The organism is Chloroherpetonaceae bacterium, assembly GCA_033763895.1.
In the GTDB taxonomy this organism is placed as follows: domain Bacteria; phylum Bacteroidota; class Chlorobiia; order Chlorobiales; family Thermochlorobacteraceae; genus JANRJQ01.
In genome coordinates this window covers 1-21546 of the sequence record JANRJQ010000012.1, presented here as the reverse complement: position 1 = coordinate 21546, position 21546 = coordinate 1, and the positions used below count along the sequence as shown (strand labels likewise).

Here is a 21546-nt window from a genome sequence, read left to right as displayed (position 1 = left end):
AGCTTCTTAAAATGAAAACTCTTTTACAAACCGCTTTTGAAGAAGCGCAAAAACTTCCAAGTGAAGAACAAAATCGTATTGCTGAATTTATACTGGAAGAATTAAAAAGCAATACGATATGGGATGATAAATTTCACAATACAAAATCTGAATTGAGCAATTGGGCTAAACTTGTAAGAAAAGAAATTAGAGATGGAAAAATAACCAAAAAAGGAATTGATGAAATTTGAAATCTCAACTCACAAATAGCTTTCTCAAATGCTTTGCGGGGTTGCCACCTGAAATTAAAAATCTTGCAAGAAAAAACTATAAGCTTTGGAAAGAAAACCCTCGACATCCCAGTCTTCACTTTAAATTAATTAGCAATGATGACTCAATTTGGTCAGTCCGAATCGGCAACAATAATCGTGTATTAAGACTGAAAGAAGATGATGTCATAACTTGGTTTTGGATTGGCTCTCATTCAGATTACGATAAAATCATTAAAGATTTTAGTTGAAATGCCCGAAAAAGTTTTTATTCTCAAAGATGATGAATCCTCTTCGATTCAGACACCTACTTCCGTCGATTTAGAGAAATATCGAAAAGATCTCAACGCCGAGCAGCTTCAAGCGGTGATGCATACACAAGGACCGCTTTTGGTGGTTGCCGGTGCCGGAACAGGGAAAACCAAAACGCTTACTTACCGCGTTAGTTACTTAATCGAAAAAGGTATTTCTCCTTCTTCTATCCTACTCCTTACATTTACTCGCCGTGCAGCCGAAGAAATGATGAACCGTGCTGTGATGATTGGCGGAGCACAATGCTCAAAAATTTCAGGCGGAACTTTCCACGCCTATGCGCATAAAGAATTAAGAATATTTGGCAAAGAAATCGGAATTGCTGATAACTTCACGATTCTTGACCAAGCCGATACCGAAGAAACCCTTGATATTGTCCGTACTTCCCTTGGGTTTCACAAAAAAGAAAAAAGATTTCCAAAAAAAGGAACACTCCAAGCAATAATTAGCAGCAGTAAAAATCGAGGAATGAGTATTGAGGATGTAATTCTTGAAAATTACCCCCAATTTGCTTCTTTTTCAAAAGAAATTATTGCACTTTCGGAATCATTTCACCAATACAAGCAAACCAACGGATTGCTGGATTATGACGACTTGCTTACCCACTTTAAGCGATTGCTTGAAGAAAAACCTCATGTTCGTCAGCGAATTTCAAGCGGCTTGAAATATATAATGGTTGATGAATATCAGGATACCAACACACTTCAAGCTGAAATTGTACGTTATTTATCTGAAGTTCACGGAAATATAATGGCAGTTGGCGATGATGCACAATCCATTTATTCATTTCGAGGAGCGAATTTTCGTAACATTTTAGAATTTCCTGAAATATTTCCGGGTACGAAAATCATTAAGTTAGAAGAAAATTATCGAAGTACACCTGAAATTCTTGCCATAACAAATTTTATCATTAATCAAGCGAAAGAAAAATACACGAAGCAATTATTTACTCGAAAGGAATCAAGAGCCGATTTGCCGGCACTTGTTCACGCGCCAGATGAACGGCATCAATCGCGATTTATTGCTCAGCGTGTTTTAGAATTGCGAGAAGAAGGCATTCCACTTTCGAATATTGCCGTGTTAATGCGCAATAGCCGCGATTCTTTTGATCTTGAATTGGAACTTAAAAAACGAAATATTCCCTTTCAAAAATTTGGCGGTCAAAAATTGGTAGAAGCCGCGCATATCAAAGATTTTATTTCATACCTCAAACTTGTATATAACCCTCGCGATGTCATTGCTTGGAATCGTATTCTTCAACTTTTAGAAGGCATTGGCCCAAAAACCGCCCAAGATTTAATTAATTGGATTAAACAAGCACCAAATCCTTACCGATTTGAAGAATCGGGTGTTACCCCAAAATATTTGGAGGCACTTCGCAAATTGGGAAAAATGTTAATTCATCTTAAAGATGAAATCAATAAAGATAATTCCATCCCATTATCAATTTTAGGAAAATTAATTTTAGAGTATTATTTACCCATTTTGAGAGAAAAATATTTTGAAGATTTTCAAAAGAGGGAAAAGGATTTAGAAAATTTCAATGGGATTTTAATTGGATATACTTCAATTCAAACATTAATTTCAGATTTAGCGCTTGACCCGGTTGATTTTTCTGCAATTGATACAAAAGAATCGCGAAAGGATGAATCGCCGATGACCCTTTCAACCATTCACTCTGCCAAAGGATTGGAGTGGCATACGGTATTTCTTATTAATGCCATCGATGGAATTCTCCCCTCTCGCTACGCCGTAAACGATCCAAAGCAACTTGATGAGGAATTACGACTTTTATATGTTGCCTTAACCCGAGCAAAGCAAAATTTATCCATCCTTTACCCCATCATTCAGTCTTCCGGTTATGAAGAGTATTTTTCCAATCCTTCACGATTTCTTAAAAATATTCCCAAAGAACTGTACGATGTTATCCGATTAATTGATCAACCGAAATCCTCGGTGGGCATGTTACCCAAACCGCCCGAACAAAGATTACTCGACTAACTTGTTTAAGTGTCGATCCCATAACCCAAAGAACACTCATCTCCCTCAATATTGTAAGGTAGTTTTACTTCTAAGCTTTAAGAAAAGCGTCTCCGCTAAGCTTAGAAGTCGCCGTTTCCAAGCCAACAAGTCAACTTGAGATAGCCAACAAGTCAACTCGAGATAGCCAACATCTCATTTTGACTAAGCCAACAAGTTTTCTCTTCCAAGCCATTAGGGGAAATCTTCTCCAAGCATATGGAAGTCGTGGTTTCTTTCAATATTGGGGAAAACCGCACAATTTTCTCATTTCCAGTATCTAAATGCCGGAATTTGCACTTAGATAAGAAATTTAATTAAGATGGAAATCGAATCGTTGAAAATGAATGTAAAAAAATTCATCAGATATAACTTAATAGAATGCGAACATTCGACCCCTAACGGGGTCGGGGAATCTTGCGTTTACTTTAATCTATAAACATGTGACCCCTACGGGGTCATAATTTCTACCAATCGAACAATATTTCTAACTTTCGAACAGTATTTCTAACTTTCGAACAATATTTCTACTAATCGAACAGTATTTCTACCTTTTGAACAGTATAAAATTGATTCGTTAAATAATTATCGTGTTTTATTTGAACTCTTTTTCGTGCAGTCGAAATAAATTTTCTACTAAAAAAAATACGATGCTTTGGTTTTGAAGAAGTTATTTATCGATACCATAAAATAACGACCCTATTAAGGGTCGAATGTTTATAGAACTGAATGAAAAATAAATTCTAGACCCTAGCGGTGTCGCATGTTCTATTATTATTTTCCTTGAAAATATTTTCGCCTTTTGTATTGAATGATTTTACTGCCTTTTGGCTATCCTTAGTGAAAATTCCGTGCCTAAAAGAAAAAATATCAAAAAAAAAGCCCGAATTTCTTCGGGCTTTCATTCGAAAATAAAAGAAATTTACTTCGAAGCGTATTTCACGGAGCAACCATAAGGACGGGTTGAATTTTGTGAAACCGCTTTACCGGCCATAATTTCATCAATTGCTTGAGAAACATAATTCACTTTAGCGCCTTTGCCGCCTTCGCTTGCGCTTTCTTTGTCATCAATAGCACCTTGATAAACAAGTTTACCTTCGGCATTAATGACAAACATGTGTGGTGTGGTTTTTGCACCGTAAGTGCGACCTACTTCGCCTTCTGCATCAACCAAATACTTTGTGTACGAAGCTTTCCACTCACCAAATTGAGCTTTTGCTTTTTCGCCAACTAAAAAATCTTTGTGTTCTTTGTTGGTCGAATTCACTGTAAGCCAAACAACACCCTTTTCGGTGTATTTCTTTTGTAGGGCTTGCATGTTTCCAGATTTGTAGTGCGCGACAACAAACGGGCATCCGGGATTTGTCCATTCCAACACAACAACTTTTCCTTTGAAATCAGTGAGACTTACTTTTTTTCCATCGGCATCCATTAAGGTGAATGTCGGAGCCTCTTTACCGACTTCAGCAGAGGGATTGCCGCTATTGAACGCAAACCCTGCACCAACAGCCAAAACGAGCATAAATGCAACAAGAATATTTTTCATCTTTTGATATTGATTTAAGTGATTAAATAAAACGATGAGATAAAACATGATCAGGTATCAATTTAGGAAACCAAGTTTAATTCTAAATCGTGCCAAATGTAAAAAAAGGGGCTTTAAATTAAACCCCTTTTTTTAATCGATCTGTTCGATTGACAAAAGAACTACTTTCCCGAGCTTGATGATTTTCGCGCTTTTCGGATGTAGATATTTCCCATCACTGTTTCAAGATTAATGATATGACCACCACCACCCAAGACATAACTTTCAAAGATTTCATTGCTTGTTGATTCCTCCTCGCCGCTGACATTTTGAGTCGTAGCTGGAAAATCAGAGTGAATATTAAAACCACTGTCTTTTTTGCTCCTGTCTGATCTTCTTCTACCCCAATTGTAATAGTTGCCAAAGCTTGCAACCCGAATCTTGGCTTGGATATTGGCCTTTGCATTTTCAGTCACGAATAGCTCGATGTTTCCGGCTGAAGAGGCGAGCATCGTTCTTCCGGAAGATTCGGGAGTAAGCTCTGCGTAAATATCACCACCAGCGGTTTTTCCGTCGATAGATCCAGTGATGTTTTCCAATCGAAGGCTGCCGCCGCTGGTTTTTGCATTGACATAGCCTTGAGCCCCGCGTACTTCAATATTTCCACCGGCAGTCGAGAGTGATGCGCGGCCATTCACTTTTCCAACGCGCAAATCGCCGCCTGCCGTTGAAAGCGTAGCCTCACCACCTACATCGCCTATTTGAATATCACCCCCGCTTGTTTTGGCACGGAGCGTTTTAGCAATATTGTTGACACGGATGGTTCCACCCGCCGTTTTCACTTCTAAATCACCCCCAACATCGCTGAGGGAAATATCACCGCCGGAAGTTTTGATGTATCCATTCCCCTTTACAGTACCAAAGCGAATATCGCCACCTGAAGTTGAGGCATCGATATTTCCTGTGATATCGCTGCCGAGCAAATCACCGCCGGAAGTATTGAGCTTAACCTCGCCAATAATGGCACCACTTAGCTCAATATCACCGGCAGAGGTGCGAAGATCCAAATTGAATTGAGAAGGTATTTTTACATCAAAGCGAACGTCGTTGCCGCCTCTACCCCATCCGTTGATGTTTCGTCGAACGCGAAATGTCACGCGAACCGTATTGCCTAGTTGGGTTATCTTGATTTTATCCACATCTTCTTCGTCATAGCCTGAAACACTCACGGTGACTTCATTCTTATCGTAGGTCGAAACTCGGATTTCCCCCATATCGGTTACAACTTCAAGCGTGCCACCTTTGGTGACTTGAAAAGTTTTTGTAACCTCTACATTCTCATCCTTTTTTGCTTCTTTAGCTTTTTGCACAAGAGGCATTTCAGAAGACAGTGGTGAGGCATAAAGCGATACCACCGATAAAGCGCAAAACAAGACCAGTGCTGGAACTACCTTATCCCAAGCAATTTCTAAGCGATGATTCATCCAAAATTCAAGTTTATTTTTCATAGCGAAATCTGTTTTAGTTACAATTAAAATTTATGATTATTTCTTTTCTTCAATTTCAGGTGGAGCCTCATCAAATAAGGCATTGGCGCGGTAGCGGATGTATTTATTTTCATCCTCTTGAATTTTCTTTTTTAGGGATGCCAAAACCTCTTCGTCAAACTTTTCTCCCGTAAGTCCAACGGAGAGCAGTGAATTCAATGAGGCAATACGAATCCCCGCATTTCGATCATTCATCAAGGAATAAAGCAACGCCATTTTAATTTCAGAATCAGGTTGATACTCCAAAAGAAGTGCCAACGCTTGATTTCGAACTCCATCGTTTTGATCCGATTTCAAGGCTTTAATCAACGCTTCTTTGATATCCTGATCATTAAAGATGCTCGGAATTTTTTGCAGTTCGCTGAGTGCATCAAGTCGAGTGCCGGGGTTTCGCTCTTTGTTAACGGCGTAAAGCAACAATTCTTTAATCCGGCTTTGATTCAAGGTACCTTTGGTTTCGACATGCGTTATGAGATCGTATTGCACACGAATGGGATCTGTCTCATTTTCCGAAAAAGAAAAACGAATGTTGGCTAATTCTTCTTTATCTGTAATTGGAACGGCAGCGCTTTGAGAAACCGGCAATTCTCCCCTAAAAAATGAAGCCACAGCAAAGGTTGAGTAGCCTATAAACCCTCCTAAAATCAACATCACAACACCCGTTAGTGCAAGTGCAGGCATTCCAAATCTCGCCTGTTCATTTTCATGATCTTGATGCTCATTCTCGGTATCGAAGGAGGCCAATAAATTCAGAAATGGATTATAGAGCTTCGCGAAAAAGGAATTGTTCTTAAGTCTTGATCGCTCGGGTGAACCGGTGTTCTTAAGCGAAACCGACAGTTTTGACTGCGCCTTTTCAAGCAAAGCCGTTTCTCCTTCTGATAGCGGCCGACTGAATTCGTTTGTAAGAAAACCTGTAAGGGAATCCAATTCTTCTTTAATTGACTGAGCCAGTGAGGCAGTTTCAGGTTTTTCTATCGCCGATTGCCAGAGCCGATTTTCTTCAATACTAGCTTCGTTCAATAAAATTGCGAGATACAACTCTCTTAGTCTTTCACGGGTCAAACCAGTATGAGCTCGATTGCTACCCGATTGTTCGTTGGTCATATAAAATGCTCCTTTTTGAAAACTCTATTTTCCGATTTAATCATTATCCAATCAACGCAACACTTTTTTGGAAACCAATTCTTCCTTTACTCTAAGGGTGGCGTCAAAGAGATATCGCTTAACAGCACCCTCCGAGCAATTCAATATTTCAGCAATTTCTTTGATTTTATACCCTTCCTGATATTTCAAAAGCAACGCACTTCGCATCTGTGGTGAAAGCTTTTTGAGAGCAGCATCCAAAATTTCTTTGAGAGGTGAGTGTTCGTCGGAAAGGCTTGCTTTGAAACCAATCTCGGCTTGATTCGAAGACATTGACTCCTCATTTTGTAGCTCAATTTCAGTAGGAATATATTGTGACTGAACCTCTTGTCTTTTACTCTGAAATGAAATTGCAGCATTGATCGCAATTCTTGTCAACCAAGTTGAAAATGAACTTCGCCATTCGAACCCTTTGAGCGATTTCCAAACCCGAAGAAATACCTCTTGAAACAAATCTTCGGCATCGGTAGGATTTCCGGAGTATCTCAAAAGCAATGCAAATACTTTTGATTCATACGGTTTAATCAGTAAGGCGAACGCACGATCATCGCCGTTCTTTGCGGCTTCCATCAAATACGATTCTTTATCGAGTTCAAGTGACATAGCGATTGACGATATTTGCCATAATCATCCAAAATGATAGAATCCGTTGTATTCATTCTGGATTTCATTCAGCGATGAATCTGGCCTTTTATGATTAGACTTCACGAAAAGCAGAAAAGTTGGGGGGAGTAATAAATATTTTCCTTGATACGCTTATTTTACAAATCTGTTCATGAAAAAGAATATTTTTGCATCCTCTATTAAAATTTTGAAAAAAATCCCGTGAAAAGTAACATCATCACGATTCAAGAAGCAAAGCAACGCGCTTCACGTCTAAAATTGGTTCTGACCGACAACGACGGCGTTTTAACCGACACAGGTGTTTATTACTCAGAGCGTGGCGAAGAATTGAAACGCTTTTCGATTCGAGATGGTATGGGTGTTGAGCGTCTTCGAAACATTGGTGTAGAAACGGCAATTATAACCGGAGAACTTTCAGGAAGTGTTAAGATGCGCGCTGAAAAGCTTAAAATGCCCTTTTTATACTTAGGGGTTAAAGATAAATACAAAATGCTCTTAGACACGGTTCTTCATGAAACAGGATATAAAACCGATGAAATTGCGTATATCGGTGACGATATCAATGACGTCGATATTATGAATGAACTCGGGAAACACTCAATTACCGCTTGCCCTTTGGATGCAATGGAAGTTGTAAAGCGAATTGCGCTATATGTCTGTAAAGCACCCGGCGGAAATGGTGCCTTTCGCGACTTTGCTGAATACATCATCAAACTAAGATCATAGTTCAATCGAACCTTAACCTATTCTTCAAAAAAATTAATCATAGCCTACGCATAAAATGAAAGTCATTCAAGTTTCTGAACTCACAAAAAAATTTGGCACTAAAAACGCCGTTGAGGCCATTAACTTTACAGTCGAAGAAGGGCAAATTTTTGGATTTCTTGGACCTAATGGGAGCGGAAAAACAACGACCATCGGGATGATTTTGGGAATTATCAATCCAACCGGCGGCTCTATCGAACTCTTTGAGTCTCATGACTTGCAAGAAGGCAGACGGGAAATCGGCGCGACACTTGAAACCCCCAATTTTTATCCCTACTTGAGCGGCAGAGATAACCTTCGCGTGGTTGCAAAAATCAAAGATGCTGATGAGAAAGAAATTGACCGTGTCTTAGACATTGTTGAGCTTACAAACCGTCAGAAAGATCGATTTCAAACTTATTCATTAGGAATGAAGCAACGGCTCGCGATTGCAGGGGCAATGCTCAATGACCCGCGATTGATTATTCTTGATGAACCGACGAACGGGTTGGACCCGGAGGGAATCCGTGATGTTCGCCAAATCATGAAGCGACTCAATAACGAAGGAAAAACGATTTTTCTTTCCAGTCACTTGCTCGCAGAAGTTGAACAAGTCTGTACGCACGTAGCAGTAATTAAACAAGGCAAGTTGCTCCGTCAATCTTCAATCCGAGAAATTGTCAGTCAAAATTTATTTGCCTTTATCACCGCAGACAACCGTGATTCTTTGAAAGGTGTTCTTAGCTCTTACGCAAAAGTTGTTTCAGTTGCAGAAGAGCAAGATGGGTTATTGGTTGAATTGACCGCCCAAAGCGAAGAAATTTCTCATACCAAAGAATGGGCAGAATTAAATCGATTCCTCGGCGAAAATAAAATCTATCTCTCAACCTTAGCCCCACGGCGACAAAGTTTGGAAGAAGCTTTCATAGAAATCACCAAATAAAAAAATGCGCGGGTCGATTCTAGAAAGCACACCTTGCCCAATTTCAGGGAGCTTGAACAATACACCGCTTTTTCAAGTCAGTGATCGATTCAATATTTCTGATGGAAGAACTTGGCAGATTGTTCGCAATGAGGATTCAGGGTTGGTGTATTTGAATCCACGACCTAATTTGGAAAGCATCGGGAAATATTACGAAGTTGCGGAGTATGACCCATTTCTTACCATTAAAGAAGATAAATCGCTTCAGGAAAAATTTTATGAATGGGTTCGCTCCAAGATTTCTTTGAATTGGAAAGCCTCAATGGTTTTTAAGCGATCCCCGCTTTTTGACGCGTCAAAAGAATCGCACTTTTCTTTTCTTGATATTGGTTGCGCGACCGGCGACTTCGCAGCAACATTCAGAAAAGTTGCCAAAAGCAAAAAACTTTCCTTAGAGACTTTTGGTATAGATGTTTCGCATCGTGCGGTGCAATATGCCCGAAATCAATATGAAATTGAAGCTTATGTCGGTGAACTGGCAACACTGAACTTCACTACCCCGCAAGATCTGATTACAATGTGGCATTCGTTGGAGCATATTCACCATATCAATCAAACCCTCGACAAGATAAAATCTATCTTAAAGAAAAATGGCGTTCTTGCCGTTGCAATGCCCAACCAAGCCAGTTATGATGCCACTCTATATCAAACTCATTGGGTTGCTTATGATGCTCCACGTCATTTATATCACTTCAGCCCCAAAACCTTTTCGAAACTTCTTTCGAGACATCGGCTTGGGATTATCGATATGCACGGAATTCCGCTTGATAGCTTCTATAATGCCTTGCTCTCTGAACAGCTTCGAGCAAAGGAAGAGGGAATGAATGCAGGTGTCGGAGGATTAATCAAATCGGTGATGCGAGGGTTTCGTGCGGCAGTTGAGGGTGTCACGCCCGAATCAGCTTCGAGCGTGGTATATTATATCAAGCATCAGTAAACGAAGAAAGATTATTCATTTCGATTTCGTCGTTCTTTCGCCTTTTGTTGCCTTTCTTTTCGCTGATCAAGCCGTTCAGGTCGAATCTTTTCTTCTTCCGGGTTTTCATTTTGGCCAATCAGTTGTTTCATGATTCGCCTTTCGCGGTTGGTAATTTTTCGTACTCTGAATTTACGGGTACCGAAATCGAAGCGGGCGTTTTCACCAACCTTTACAATGACTTTTTCACCGCTGCGAATATCAATAAGTTCGGCAGCATCATCAGGCTTTTCGCTTGAGATAATGGTCAGTTCCGAGAAGTCATTTTTTGATTCAAATACACCTTCAGTTCCTTTAATGGAGGCTACAGAAGTGCTTGAAGTAAATTTAAACACTTGATTTTCTCTTCGCTTTACTTCAAACCCAAATTTACCAACGTTGATTTCAATTTCTCGAGCAGCATCTTCTTTTCCGGTGTTATTTCCTCGGATTACCACTTCTGTTTCCTCGCTAATCCGAAAGATGCTTCCATCAAAATATTTTAGAATCGCTGTTCCACTTTTATCGGTTTTAACAGCTGTTCCCGCGGAAATTGGCTTCCCTCGTTCTATTTCGACCCAATTGGCTGATTTTTCTAGGGTTTTAACTGACCCGAATTTTCTTAATACAAGGGCAATATTTTCTGTGTTATCTTTTGAAGGAAAAAGTGGAATGAAGATAAGTAAACCGAGTATCCTAATTAAGTATGACATTGGTTCGATGTTTTTTTTTGTTCGACATCAATTCTTAAAAAGCGTTTAATTGAACTGTCAAAATTTTTTATTTAAAGATACCCTTTTTTATGCACCGCTTATTGGTTTTCATGTTTGCGCTTGCCCTTGGCACCTCGGGATTGCATTCTCAAACCGCTCGGCTTGATCGCGGAGGCCGTGCGATTGGTGTAGGTGGTGCTTTTACCGGGCTTTCAAATTCATCAGAGGCCATTTTCTATAATCCCGCCGGGTTAGCAAGTGTACCCTTCCGACAAGCCAGTTTTTTTTATGCCGCACCTTATGGCATTTCTGAGTTAAATCATTTTAGTTTCAGTTATTTAGATCCGGAGATACTCAGCGATTATGGTTCGCTTGGGCTTGCGGCCTCGCGTTATGGATTTGATTTATATAATGAAACAATGGCTTCTATCAGTTACGCAAATAATTTCTTCAAACGATTTTTTGTTGGGGTAACCCTCTCCTACAACCGAATTACAGCATTGAATTATGGAAGTGCCGGCGCATTTGGAATTGATTTGGGCATTCTCACCTTTATTACGCCAGAGCTTTCTCTTGGATTTTCAGCGTTTAATCTGAATGCCCCAAGCTACGGCATTGTAGAAGAACCTGCAGCACAAACTTACACACTCGGCGTTGCCTATCGGATAACAAATGAACTGCGATTTTTAGTAGATTTTGAGAAGGATGTTAAGTTCCCCTTGCTAATAAAATCGGGGGTTGAATACTTCCCGATTCCATTTTTTGCTATTCGCAGTGGATTTAATTTTACCGCTGCCAACGCGACACCAAGTCAACTCACCGCAGGGTTTGGATTTCGATATTCACTTTTTGACATCGATTATGCCGCACTCAATCACCCCGACCTTGGTCTCAGCCATCAACTCTCTTTTTCATTTCGATTTGGGAAAGCCGATACACCCGAAAATACCGATGAAGAAATCAACGATTTCATCGAAGATATTTTTCTCTCGCCTAAGCAAGAATTGCAACAAGGAAAAAAAATCAACTTGAATCTCGCAACGCTTGATGATTTCATGCTCTTGCCTACGATGACAACGCAAATCGCGAAACGAATTTTACAATACCGAGAGGACTACGGCGGGTTTAAGACCATCTCGGAATTGAAATTTATTCGCGGGGTTAACCGAGAGCGATTTAAGATTCTTGAGCCTTATGTTACGCTCACTACAGAATCTGAATAAACAAAACCGCGATTTCACCAGTCACTTCAATTTATTCTTTCGAACAGCCGCGGCATTTCTTTTTAGCCTTCGAAGCCCAGTTCGAAAAATAGGCGTAACGCCGAAAGTCTTCTCAAATGTTGATTTGGTTAACGCATCAATCTGATTTGGGTCAAGAAAAAGCAGCTCGTTTTTCGTTGAGAATCCCTTAAGTCTTGTTTCATTTTGAAATCGATTCCACGGGCAAACCGCTTGGCAAATATCACAGCCAAAGAGCCACTCTCCCAATAACGCACTTTCATCATCTGTGAAATCACGCTTTAATTCGATGGTTAAATATGAAATACATTTCCGTGCATCAACTTGGAAGGGGGCAACAATTGCTTCCGTTGGGCACAAGTCGAGACATGCGGTGCAACTTCCACAGTGATCAACCTGAATCGTTGCACTTGGTTTTATTTCTATATCCAATAGCAACGAGCCAATAAAATAAAATGAACCTTGCTTTTTTGAAATCAAATTTGTGTGCTTACCAATCCAACCCAAACCGGCACGCAGTGCAAGTGCTTTATCCATCAAAGGTGCCGAATCCACAAATGCTCTTCCATTGATGGCTCCAAATCGCTCGCAGATAAATTCGAAAAGTTCCTTTAGCTTTTCTTTCATCACTTGATGATAGTCTTCTCTTGCAGCATAAGTTGACACACGCGCAAAGGTCGATGACGATTTTGATTCTAATAATTCTGGGCTGGATTCATTCTCACTTTTCGGAGCATCGTAATGAGCAGTTACCGAAACAATGGTTTTCACTTCCGGGAAAAGGGCTTTGGGGTTAATTCGCTTTTCAAAATTCGACTCCATATACTTCATTTCGCCGTGGAATCCTTTTTTGAGCCAATTTTCTAGATGAATTGCTTCTTCTTCTAAAGGTTCGGGTTTTGAAATCCCGCATTGAGAAAAACCCAGTTGCAATGCGCGACCTTTAATCGACTCCTCTATCGAAATCATAAGAAATTGCGTTGATTCTTTTCAATTACGGTTTCAGTGTTGACTATCGTAACTTCACAAAAAATTGATTAATGACGTCATCTCTACTCGCCATATTAACGATTATCCGCGCTGTTAATTTACCTGTTTTTTTCTTAGGATCACTTTTGGGGTCTTTGATTGCACGATCTAATCGAGATGAATTCTTTCAATCAGGCGTCTGGTTGCTTTCCATCGCAGCGGTTTTCCTCGCAGCGGCTGTCAATACCATCAATGACATAATAGATATCGAGATTGATAGAATTAACCGACCTTCAAGACCCCTTGTTACGCAAGCAATATCGAAAACGACTGCTTTTTGGATTTATGGGATTACAATAAGCATTGGCTTATTACTTCCGTTTTATTATTCAATTCAAAATCAAACCCTTGAATCGTTTTTCATCGCTCTCTTCTTTGCCGTTACCGGGACACTTTACAGCTTTTATTTCAAACAAACGCCACTGTTCGGAAACATGATCGTAGCTTTGGATGTCGCTTTGGTAATTGCTCTTGGGGCTTCTGCAAATACCACCTTTTACGATCAACTCAGCGGCTCTTCAGTTTTCGCGCTGCTTTATGCAATGCTATTTGCATTTTTCATCACCTTACTTCGTGAACTCCTCAAAGATATGGAGGATATCAACGGAGATAGGTCTAATAATGCCAAGACCTTTCCAGTAGTTTTTGGATTCTCACAATCTTCAAGCCTTTTGCTTTTAATTCTGGGGGTTCTCTTTGCGCTCTCTCTCCTTCCGTATTTCCAGGGTGTTTGGGGCGTCGGTTATCTCATTTTTGTTTTGATTTCTGATGGCGTAACACTTTATGCAATTTTTAGAATTTATCAAGTGAGAAAAAGTGAAGCCCTCTTTTTTCAAAGAGTTTCATACTCAAGCTTAATGCTTAAACTGTCAATGGTTATTGGGCTCTTGGCCATATTCCTTGGCGAATTAATCAACTTATGACTCGCGTGTTTCAACAGGTCAATGGACTTTGGAGTTTAGCCCGTCCTTCAAATGTTTTACTTTTCATTTTTGCCAATGCTCTTGGCGGAATCATCCTTCAAGGCTCAACGGCTTTTTCGGACGACGGGTTTTGGATGTTGGTTTTATCAGGAACATTGGTTGGTGCTGCTGCGAACATCATCAACGATGTTTTTGATATCGAAATTGACCGTATCAATAAGCCGCTTCGACCTTTGGTTTTGGGAGAAATTTCTGAAAGCGTTGCGATTTATGCGTGGGCCATATTCAATTCACTTGCGGTTCTCTTATCTTTTTCAGTTAGTTTTGCAGCATTTGCAATTGCTTTTTTTTCTGCAATTCTTCTCTATGTGTATAGCCGTTGGATGAAACGCGTGATTGTTTTAGGAAATTTGGTGGTCGCACTCGTTGTTTCAGCATCGATTTGTTTTGGGGCACTTTTTACAGATTTTCATTCGAAGTTGCTCTTTCCCGCAGGATTAACTTTCATAGCCGTATTTGCACGAGAAATCTTAAAAGATGCAGAGGACATCATTGGCGATCGTGCCGGCGGTATTGAAACTTTACCAACACGAATCGGGATCAAAAAAGCCCTTTTCATCATTGCATTTATCCAAGGTCTCGCCATTCTTTGGGCGATTTCACCGTTGATGATTCTTGATACTTATCCCTTGAAACGACCTTTTCTTTATGCAATTCTGATTTTCATTTTTGCAGGCATCACACTTTATGGGACATTTCAATCCTTTGGAAGTCACACCCCGCAAACCCTCCATCAAATCAATAATCTTCAGAAAATTGCGTTTTTATTTGCGCTTCTCTCGTTTGCAGTTGGATAAAAAAAAGAGACTGAAATCAGCCTCTTTTGAAACCACTATCTCATCCCACCAAAACAAGAATATCACTTACTTCACATTCGCCTTTTCAATAAAGCTTGTATCAAAATTCCCGCTTCTGAAAAGCTTTGAAAGCATCACTTTTTTATGAAATCCAATCGTTGTTTTGATTCCTTCAACCGTGAATTCATCGAGCGCTCGAATCATTCGCTCAATGGCCTCTTCTCGGGTATGTGCGTGAACAATTAACTTTGCAATCATAGAATCATAATTTGAGGGAATTCGATAACCCGCATACGCATGCGTTTCAACCCGAACACCGTGACCGCCGGGTACATGAAATACCTTGAGTTCACCCGGAGAAGGTCTAAAGTCATGATCAGGATCTTCGGCATTGATTCTACATTCAATTGCATGACCTTTCGGCACAACCTTTTTCAATGAAATTCGCTTTCCGGCCGCTACTAAAATCTGCTGTCGAATCAAATCGACATCACACACTTCTTCGGTAACCGGATGCTCCACTTGAATTCGGGTGTTCATTTCCATAAAGTAAAATTTTCGGTATTTATCAACCAAAAATTCAATTGTTCCGGCCCCTTCGTAATGTATTGCTTTTGCAGTAGCGATTGCGGCTTCACCCATTTGAGCACGCAATTCCTCAGTCATTATGGGTGACGGTGATTCTTCAATAAGCTTTTGATGACGCCGTTGAACCGAGCAATCACGTTCACCAAAATGAACGACATTGCCAAATTGATCTCCCAAAACTTGAATTTCAATATGCCTCGGCTCCTCGAGGAATTTTTCCATATAAACACCGCCATTGCCAAAGGCTTTTTCAGCTTCGTTTTTAGCGGTTACAAAGGCTTTTTCAAGTTCATCTTCCTTTTGTACCACGCGCATCCCTTTTCCGCCTCCTCCTGCAGTTGCCTTAATAATCACAGGATAGCCGACACGTATCGCTGTTTCTTTGGCATCTTCTAAACTTGTCAGCAATCCGTTACTGCCCGGAATAGTAGGCACCCCAACGCGCTTAACCGTTTCCTTAGCCGTGTTTTTATCGCCCATCGAGCGAATCATTTCCGGTGTTGGTCCTATAAACTTAATTCCTGATTCGGTACATATCTCAGAGAATTCGGCATTTTCAGAAAGGAAGCCATACCCGGGGTGAATGGCATCCGAATTGGTGATTTCAGCCGCAGCGATTAATCGAGGAATATTAAGATAGCTTTCTTTGCTAACTGCCGGGCCAATGCAAACGGCTTCATCAGCATATTTTACATGTAATGAATCGGAATCGGCTGTAGAATAAACCGCAACGGTTTGAATACCCATTTCGCGGCAAGTGCGAATCACTCGCATTGCAATCTCACCACGATTGGCGATTAAAATTTTCTTAAACAAGGTTTTGTCTTAGAATGGTTAGAATAGGCACACGGCTTTTAGGCTCAATCAATCAATTAAGAATAGAACTTGGTTATACTCTACCGGTTTTCCATTCTCAACCATAATCTGAACCACCGAACCATCAATGTCACTTTCTATCTCGTTCATTAGTTTCATTGCTTCAATGATGCAAAGGACCTTGCCTTTAGAAACTTTATCACCGACTTGAACATAAGGATTCGCGTCTGGCGCAGGCGAGCGATAGAAAGTTCCAACCATTGGGGAGCGGACTTCGCGGTACTTCTTAGCACCATCTGTTTTTTGGGGTTCTGGTGCTGAAGCCGCAGCGAGAGAACCGGCTGAGGGGGCAGGTGCATTTTGATAAGGAGCAGGATAAGCATATTGAACCGAAGCTTGTGAAGCGGCAGGAAGGTCAGTTTTGCGTTTCAAATTAATTTTGAATTCGCCATCCTGAATTCCCATTTCATCAAGGCCGGATTCGTCGAGCATCTTAATGAGTTGCTTGATATCCTCTAGATTCATTCGATTTTATTGGTTAAGTGATAAGAGAGTCGTCTCCCCGAAAATTTCATATAATAAGAATAAATTCAGATTACTTCTTATTGTTAATTCGATCAAGATAAGCACCTGAGCGGGTATCGACACGAATGACATCCCCTACCATTACAAACATCGGTACTTGAATTACAGCGCCGGTTTCAAGTGTAGCAGGTTTTGTGCCGGCGGTTGCACGGTCATCTTTGGTAATGCTGCTGGTATCCGTTACCGAAAGTTCAACAAAATTTGGTGCTTCCGCTTGTACGATACTGCCGTCATTGGCATAGACCACTTCCACCGTCATTGATTCTTTCAAAAATTTTGAGGCTTCTCCAAAAGCTGTCGATGACACATTGGTTTGATCATAAGTTTCGTTATCCATTAATACAAAATCTTCCCCATCACGATAGAGGTACTGAAAGGTTTTGCGTTCGGTATCAACGATTTCAACTTCTTCACCGGAACGAAATCGGTTTTCTACAATTCTGCCGTTTCGGATGCTTCTCATCTTCACTTGGTAAAACGCTCGAAGATTCCCCGGCGTGCGGTGAATTACCTCTTCAAGAACATGAAGTTCATTGTTGAATCTTATGATAAGCCCCTTTGAAAGATCTGCGGTAGTTGCCATTAATTGATAAATTATGTTTAAAAAAATGTTTTCCTTCTTTGCTCTTCCTTTATCCTAAAGAACTTTTACTTCTTGCAATCAAAACGCCTATTTGCCAAATCTCCTATATTTTACAAGGCTTTTTGGCTTTTTGAATTCTAATCAAACAAGTTTAAAATTTTGATTTCAGTCATGAGAAGCGAAAAAAGCACGCGAATATACGACCTCACTTTTGATTCACAAAAAGAAGCTGGTTTACCAATTCCCTATAAAACTTTGATTTTATTAGGGTTTTCGGGTGCTAAGTACTTGACAAATTGATTTTATTTACTAAATTCGCTCAAGATTGATTGAAAAATCAATCCAAATCAAGTCTATCAACACTAAAACTTTTTTGACATGTCAAAAGCAGATCTCGTAGAAAAGATTGCCAAAGATGCGGATGTATCCAAAGCCGCAGCTGAAAAAGCCGTTAACTCCTTTATGGAAGGTGTTACCGCTACTTTGAAAAAGGGTGGCACCGTGACCTTAATCGGTTTCGGAACATTCTCAGTTGGAAAGCGCGCCGCAAGAACCGGCCGCAATCCGAAAACCGGTGCTCCTCTTAAAATTAAGGCAAAGAAAGTCGCTCGCTTTAAGCCCGGCTCTGCCTTAAAGACCGCCGTAAACAAGTAATCATACTCGCTGAGTTTTCAACTTTGCTTGAGATTCTGAAAAGTCCGCTTTAACTTAGGCGGACTTTTTCATTTTATTCCAAACGCTTATGTCTAAGGTTATTCTTGATTTTGAAAAACCCCTTTATGAATTGGAAACCAAACTTTCCGAAATGAGAGATTTCGCCAATCAAAATCAAGGCGATGTAAAGCTCCATCATGAACTCACCAGCGATATCGATACCCTTGAAAGTAGAATCAACGAACTTCGTGCTTCCATCTTTAAGAATCTTACCCGATGGCAACGCGTTCAAATTGCCCGACATCCTGAGCGACCCTATACCCTCGATTACATTTACATGATGATGCAGGATTTTACCGAACTCGCCGGTGACCGCGCCTTTGGCGATGATAAGGCCATTCTCGGTGGTTTTGCTAAGCTCACCGATGACAATGGTTTCTCTCAAAGTGTAATGGTTATCGGGCATCAAAAAGGGCGTGATACCAAATCAAACCTTTATCGAAACTTCGGGATGGCAAACCCGGAAGGTTATCGCAAGGCCCTACGATTAATGAAACTCGCTGAAAAATTTCACAAACCCGTGATTACCCTTATCGATACGCCCGGCGCTTTCCCGGGAATCGAAGCAGAAGAGCGCGGACAGGCCGAGGCAATTGCCCGCAATCTTTTTGAAATGGCAAAGCTTAAAGTGCCAATTATATGTGTCATTATCGGCGAAGGTGCTTCCGGTGGTGCAATCGGAATCGGTGTGGGAAATAAAATTTTAATGCTCGAGAATGCGTGGTATTCGGTCATTTCTCCCGAAAGCTGTTCTTCCATTTTATGGCGAAGCTGGAATTTTAAGGAGCAAGCTGCTGAGGCACTCAAGCTCACGGCTCAAGACTTGATTCAACATAAAATTATTGACCGAATTGTTCCGGAGCCACTCGGTGGCGCTCATCGGGCACCGGAAGAAGCCGCTGCCCTGTTGAAATCGGCAATTATTGAAGAATTAAAACCGCTGCTTTCGCTCTCGAAAGAAGAACTTGCCGACCACCGAATTACTAAATTTTCCGCAATGGGTGTCTTTAACGAAAGCAATTAAACTTCATTTCTTTTCATTCTATAACGCTAGTGTTTTATGAATTCACCGCAAACATCGCAAACTTATATACACACCCTTCGCGTTATTTATGCCCACACCGATAAAATGCAAGTCGTCTATTACGGTCGGTACTTTGAATTTATGGAAGCCGCGCGAAACGAATTTCTTCGAAACATCGGATTTGAATATGCAAAGCTTGAACCGCTTGGGGTTATGTTGCCCGTGATTGAAGCACACGCCGTTTATTTGGCGCCGGCCCGATATGATGATGAACTTGAAATTCATACGACCATTTCGAAACTTGAAAATGTTCGAGTTTCGATCTCTTACCGAATATTTGAGAAAATCTCACAGAAATTGCTTCTTACCGGAAACACTGTTCTTGCCTTTGTAACCCCAACGGGCAAGCCAACCCGACTTCCAAAAGAATTTTTGGAAAAAATTCAGCCTTATGTGGGTTAAGAGAATTGAGTGTAAAGGCGACCGCGTTATGCCATTTCTGAAGGTGAGATGAGCAGGCTTAACTGACCCGTCCAAGTGCTTGATAGCCGCTCCGATCGAAGCATAATAATTGACCCCGGATTCACTTCGAGCCCTGCGCGCGGGTCGCTGCCCATCATTGTAAGCGCCATTTTTGAAAGGGTGGGCTGATGCGCCACCATCACAAGGTTCTGAACGAATTTGTGTTCATCCAGCGCCTCCATATAGGATTGTAGCCCAAATTCGGTTGAGAGTTTATTTTCAACCTTTCTTTCGACTGAGAGCGCCTCCGAAATCTTATTCGCCGTTTGCTCTGCACGAATCAACGGGCTATGAAGAATCAGATCAACTTTAATTTTTAAGGATTTCAAAAATCTTCCAATTTTTTCAGCCTCTTCAACGCCCTTTACCGAGAGCCTTCGCGCTTCATCTTGGAAAATACCTTCTTGACCGACATTTAGCGCCGATGCATGACGAATGAGATACAATTTCATTGCAACAGAATTGTTCGTATTCGAAAAAATAACGACGCCTAATTTTATCTTTTTTTCGTCATTTGCAAAGAAGAATTTATCTTTTTTCTTTTGACACGCGAACCGGCATCTGAAAAAACACATTCATTTCACGATACAGCCGCGAAATCGGCAGCCCTACCACATTGTAGTAACAACCGTTGATTTTCGGAATAAAACATGCCCCAAAATCATCTTGAATGCCATAGCTCCCTGCTTTATCGAAGGGTTTGGCATAACGAATGTAGTCTTCAATTTCCTGCACAGATAGCGGCTTGAAGTAAACCTCTGTCGATTCATACGCCGTGTGCAAAACCAATTCCCCCTGTTCCGATTTTAGGAGTGTAAACCCTGTAAATACCAGATGATGATTTCCACTTAGCTTCGTAAGCATTGCCTTCGCTTCTTCAACAGTGCTCGGTTTGTTGAGAATTTCTGCCCCAAGCACCACAATGGTATCGGCGGAAAGAATCCATTCTGTGCTTAGTTTCAGCGAAGCGGCAGCTGCTATGGCTTTTCGTTTGGAAAGCATTTGAACCACCTCTTGCGGCGGTAATTCAGAATCAAAACTTTCATCAACTTCTAAGGGAACAACCTCAAAATTCGAGGTGATAATCTTCAGCAAGGCATGCCTGCGCGGAGATTTAGAGGCGAGAAAAATTTTTGGAAACGAAATGCTTCTTAATGGCGAACTTGTCACTTGGTTTATTTTTGTTGTTTAACTTCGAATGGTAATTTTGAAAAAATTGCTCAACCCGTCAAATTAATCGGGCATGAATCAAAGAAACTTTTCACTTCAGAGAAAGAAACCTATCTTTACCAAGTTTTAGAAATTTAGAAGTTAACTGCAATGCTTGAAGTTTATTCCTACCCGCTGACCCAATCAGAGTTTCTTATTGATAATTACGCTTTGCTCACGTGGAGTGGTGCTGCAATCATTATTGCCTTGGTTTGGGCGATTTTTTTCCGCTACGGAAATTTCAGATACGGCATTGATCTCGGTTGCCTCTTAAAAACAGGGATTATCATTGTGGTGATGACCTTTTGCTTGGGAATGCCCAACTATTTAAATACAAAATTTTATGCCGCGCATTCCTTTGAAGGTGATAAGATTACTTTGAACGATAACGCCGTGCTCTACGAAACGCGCAATGGTAGTAAAAAAACCTTTCAATACACTGAAATCAAACAAATTTATCAAGAGCCAATCACTTACAACCCTCCGGTCACTTATTATGTCGTTGCAGTGATTGATGTGCCCAATAAACTCGGGAGAGTTGATTCCATCGGCATCAGACAAACGCTCCCCAATTATTCAACGCTCTTAAATACACTTTCTGCCAAAACCGGTCTCAAAGTAGAGAAAAATCCATAATGCC

Annotated in this window: 24 protein-coding genes; 13 read left to right on the top strand and 11 right to left on the bottom strand. The window is 40.7% G+C overall.

Going from position 1 to position 21546, the window contains the following annotated elements:
- The first annotated feature begins 11 nt into the window (after positions 1–11).
- Genes SFU91_13210 through SFU91_13200 form a run of 3 tightly spaced genes read left to right on the top strand, consistent with a single transcriptional unit; the run spans position 12 to position 2561 of the window.
- A complete protein-coding gene (locus tag SFU91_13210) occupies positions 12–230 on the top strand; it encodes a hypothetical protein (protein MDX2129985.1) in 219 nt (72 codons plus the stop codon).
- Positions 227–499 carry a hypothetical protein gene (locus tag SFU91_13205; GenBank protein MDX2129984.1) on the top strand — a complete coding sequence of 91 codons (273 nt, stop codon included), beginning with the start codon at positions 227–229 and terminating at the stop codon, positions 497–499. Before SFU91_13210 ends, SFU91_13205 begins: the two co-directional genes overlap by 4 nt.
- 1 nt (position 500) lies before the next feature.
- Positions 501–2561, top strand: a complete 2061-nt coding sequence (locus tag SFU91_13200; GenBank protein ID MDX2129983.1) for an ATP-dependent helicase — start codon at positions 501–503, stop codon at positions 2559–2561.
- 940 nt (positions 2562–3501) lie between these two features.
- Here SFU91_13200 and SFU91_13195 read toward each other — a convergent pair.
- From SFU91_13195 to SFU91_13180, 4 genes are all read right to left on the bottom strand, one after another.
- Positions 3502–4125: a thioredoxin family protein gene (locus SFU91_13195; GenBank protein MDX2129982.1), complete on the bottom strand. Its 624-nt coding sequence runs from the start codon at positions 4123–4125 to the stop codon at positions 3502–3504.
- A 161-nt stretch (positions 4126–4286) separates the two neighbouring features.
- Positions 4287–5612, bottom strand: a complete 1326-nt coding sequence (locus tag SFU91_13190) for a DUF4097 family beta strand repeat-containing protein (GenBank protein MDX2129981.1) — start codon at positions 5610–5612, stop codon at positions 4287–4289.
- Positions 5613–5648: 36 nt separating this feature from the next.
- Positions 5649–6758, bottom strand: coding sequence for a HEAT repeat domain-containing protein (locus SFU91_13185; protein MDX2129980.1), 1110 nt, complete (start codon positions 6756–6758; stop codon positions 5649–5651).
- A 51-nt stretch (positions 6759–6809) separates the two neighbouring features.
- Entirely contained in the window at positions 6810–7400 is a 591-nt protein-coding gene (locus SFU91_13180) for an RNA polymerase sigma factor (protein ID MDX2129979.1), read from the bottom strand.
- 222 nt (positions 7401–7622) lie between these two features.
- Here SFU91_13180 and SFU91_13175 point away from each other — a divergent pair, with 222 nt between their 5' ends.
- The 3 genes from SFU91_13175 to SFU91_13165 are packed head-to-tail and all read left to right on the top strand — an operon-like array spanning position 7623 to position 10084.
- Positions 7623–8147, top strand: a complete 525-nt coding sequence (locus SFU91_13175) for a 3-deoxy-D-manno-octulosonate 8-phosphate phosphatase (protein ID MDX2129978.1) — start codon at positions 7623–7625, stop codon at positions 8145–8147.
- Between the two features lie 55 nt (positions 8148–8202).
- A complete protein-coding gene (locus SFU91_13170) occupies positions 8203–9108 on the top strand; it encodes an ABC transporter ATP-binding protein (GenBank protein ID MDX2129977.1) in 906 nt (301 codons plus the stop codon).
- Positions 9109–9112: 4 nt separating this feature from the next.
- The gene (locus SFU91_13165; GenBank protein ID MDX2129976.1) at positions 9113–10084 is read left to right on the top strand and encodes a class I SAM-dependent methyltransferase; all 972 of its coding nucleotides are present in this window, start codon (positions 9113–9115) and stop codon (positions 10082–10084) included.
- An 11-nt stretch (positions 10085–10095) separates the two neighbouring features.
- Here SFU91_13165 and SFU91_13160 read toward each other — a convergent pair whose 3' ends face one another.
- Positions 10096–10815 (bottom strand): FecR domain-containing protein, encoded by a 720-nt coding sequence (locus SFU91_13160; GenBank protein ID MDX2129975.1) that lies wholly within the window; start codon positions 10813–10815, stop codon positions 10096–10098.
- Positions 10816–10904: 89 nt separating this feature from the next.
- Here SFU91_13160 and SFU91_13155 point away from each other — a divergent pair, with 89 nt between their 5' ends.
- Complete coding sequence (locus tag SFU91_13155) at positions 10905–12038, top strand: helix-hairpin-helix domain-containing protein (GenBank protein MDX2129974.1); 1134 nt, start codon at positions 10905–10907, stop codon at positions 12036–12038.
- A 21-nt stretch (positions 12039–12059) separates the two neighbouring features.
- Here the strand turns inward: SFU91_13155 and queG are convergent, their stop codons facing one another.
- On the bottom strand, positions 12060–13025 hold the full coding sequence (gene queG, locus SFU91_13150) for a tRNA epoxyqueuosine(34) reductase QueG (GenBank protein ID MDX2129973.1): 966 nt from the start codon (positions 13023–13025) through the stop codon (positions 12060–12062).
- Between the two features lie 71 nt (positions 13026–13096).
- On the opposite strand from queG, the gene SFU91_13145 reads away from it, so the two are divergent.
- Positions 13097–14008 (top strand): UbiA family prenyltransferase, encoded by a 912-nt coding sequence (locus SFU91_13145; GenBank protein ID MDX2129972.1) that lies wholly within the window; start codon positions 13097–13099, stop codon positions 14006–14008.
- Positions 14005–14865 (top strand): geranylgeranylglycerol-phosphate geranylgeranyltransferase, encoded by an 861-nt coding sequence (locus tag SFU91_13140; protein ID MDX2129971.1) that lies wholly within the window; start codon positions 14005–14007, stop codon positions 14863–14865. Before SFU91_13145 ends, SFU91_13140 begins: the two co-directional genes overlap by 4 nt.
- Before the next feature lie 66 nt (positions 14866–14931).
- On the opposite strand, the gene accC is transcribed toward SFU91_13140, so the two are convergent.
- The 3 genes from accC to efp form a co-directional block, all read right to left on the bottom strand.
- Positions 14932–16269, bottom strand: coding sequence for an acetyl-CoA carboxylase biotin carboxylase subunit (accC, locus tag SFU91_13135; GenBank protein ID MDX2129970.1), 1338 nt, complete (start codon positions 16267–16269; stop codon positions 14932–14934).
- A gap of 48 nt (positions 16270–16317) precedes the next feature.
- Complete coding sequence (gene accB, locus SFU91_13130; GenBank protein ID MDX2129969.1) at positions 16318–16794, bottom strand: acetyl-CoA carboxylase biotin carboxyl carrier protein; 477 nt, start codon at positions 16792–16794, stop codon at positions 16318–16320.
- 70 nt (positions 16795–16864) lie between these two features.
- The gene (efp, locus tag SFU91_13125) at positions 16865–17437 is read right to left on the bottom strand and encodes an elongation factor P (protein MDX2129968.1); all 573 of its coding nucleotides are present in this window, start codon (positions 17435–17437) and stop codon (positions 16865–16867) included.
- Positions 17438–17815: 378 nt separating this feature from the next.
- Here efp and SFU91_13120 point away from each other — a divergent pair, with 378 nt between their 5' ends.
- From SFU91_13120 to SFU91_13110, 3 genes are all read left to right on the top strand, one after another.
- On the top strand, positions 17816–18091 hold the full coding sequence (locus SFU91_13120; GenBank protein ID MDX2129967.1) for an HU family DNA-binding protein: 276 nt from the start codon (positions 17816–17818) through the stop codon (positions 18089–18091).
- An 88-nt stretch (positions 18092–18179) separates the two neighbouring features.
- On the top strand, positions 18180–19175 hold the full coding sequence (locus SFU91_13115; GenBank protein ID MDX2129966.1) for an acetyl-CoA carboxylase carboxyltransferase subunit alpha: 996 nt from the start codon (positions 18180–18182) through the stop codon (positions 19173–19175).
- 36 nt (positions 19176–19211) lie between these two features.
- Positions 19212–19637, top strand: a complete 426-nt coding sequence (locus SFU91_13110) for a thioesterase family protein (GenBank protein MDX2129965.1) — start codon at positions 19212–19214, stop codon at positions 19635–19637.
- Between the two features lie 26 nt (positions 19638–19663).
- Here SFU91_13110 and sixA read toward each other — a convergent pair whose 3' ends face one another.
- Both sixA and SFU91_13100 read right to left on the bottom strand, forming a co-directional pair.
- The gene (sixA, locus tag SFU91_13105; GenBank protein ID MDX2129964.1) at positions 19664–20149 is read right to left on the bottom strand and encodes a phosphohistidine phosphatase SixA; all 486 of its coding nucleotides are present in this window, start codon (positions 20147–20149) and stop codon (positions 19664–19666) included.
- A 76-nt stretch (positions 20150–20225) separates the two neighbouring features.
- Complete coding sequence (locus SFU91_13100) at positions 20226–20867, bottom strand: Maf family protein (GenBank protein MDX2129963.1); 642 nt, start codon at positions 20865–20867, stop codon at positions 20226–20228.
- A 150-nt stretch (positions 20868–21017) separates the two neighbouring features.
- Here SFU91_13100 and SFU91_13095 point away from each other — a divergent pair, with 150 nt between their 5' ends.
- Positions 21018–21542 carry a hypothetical protein gene (locus SFU91_13095; GenBank protein MDX2129962.1) on the top strand — a complete coding sequence of 175 codons (525 nt, stop codon included), beginning with the start codon at positions 21018–21020 and terminating at the stop codon, positions 21540–21542.
- The last annotated feature ends 4 nt before the right edge of the window (positions 21543–21546 follow it).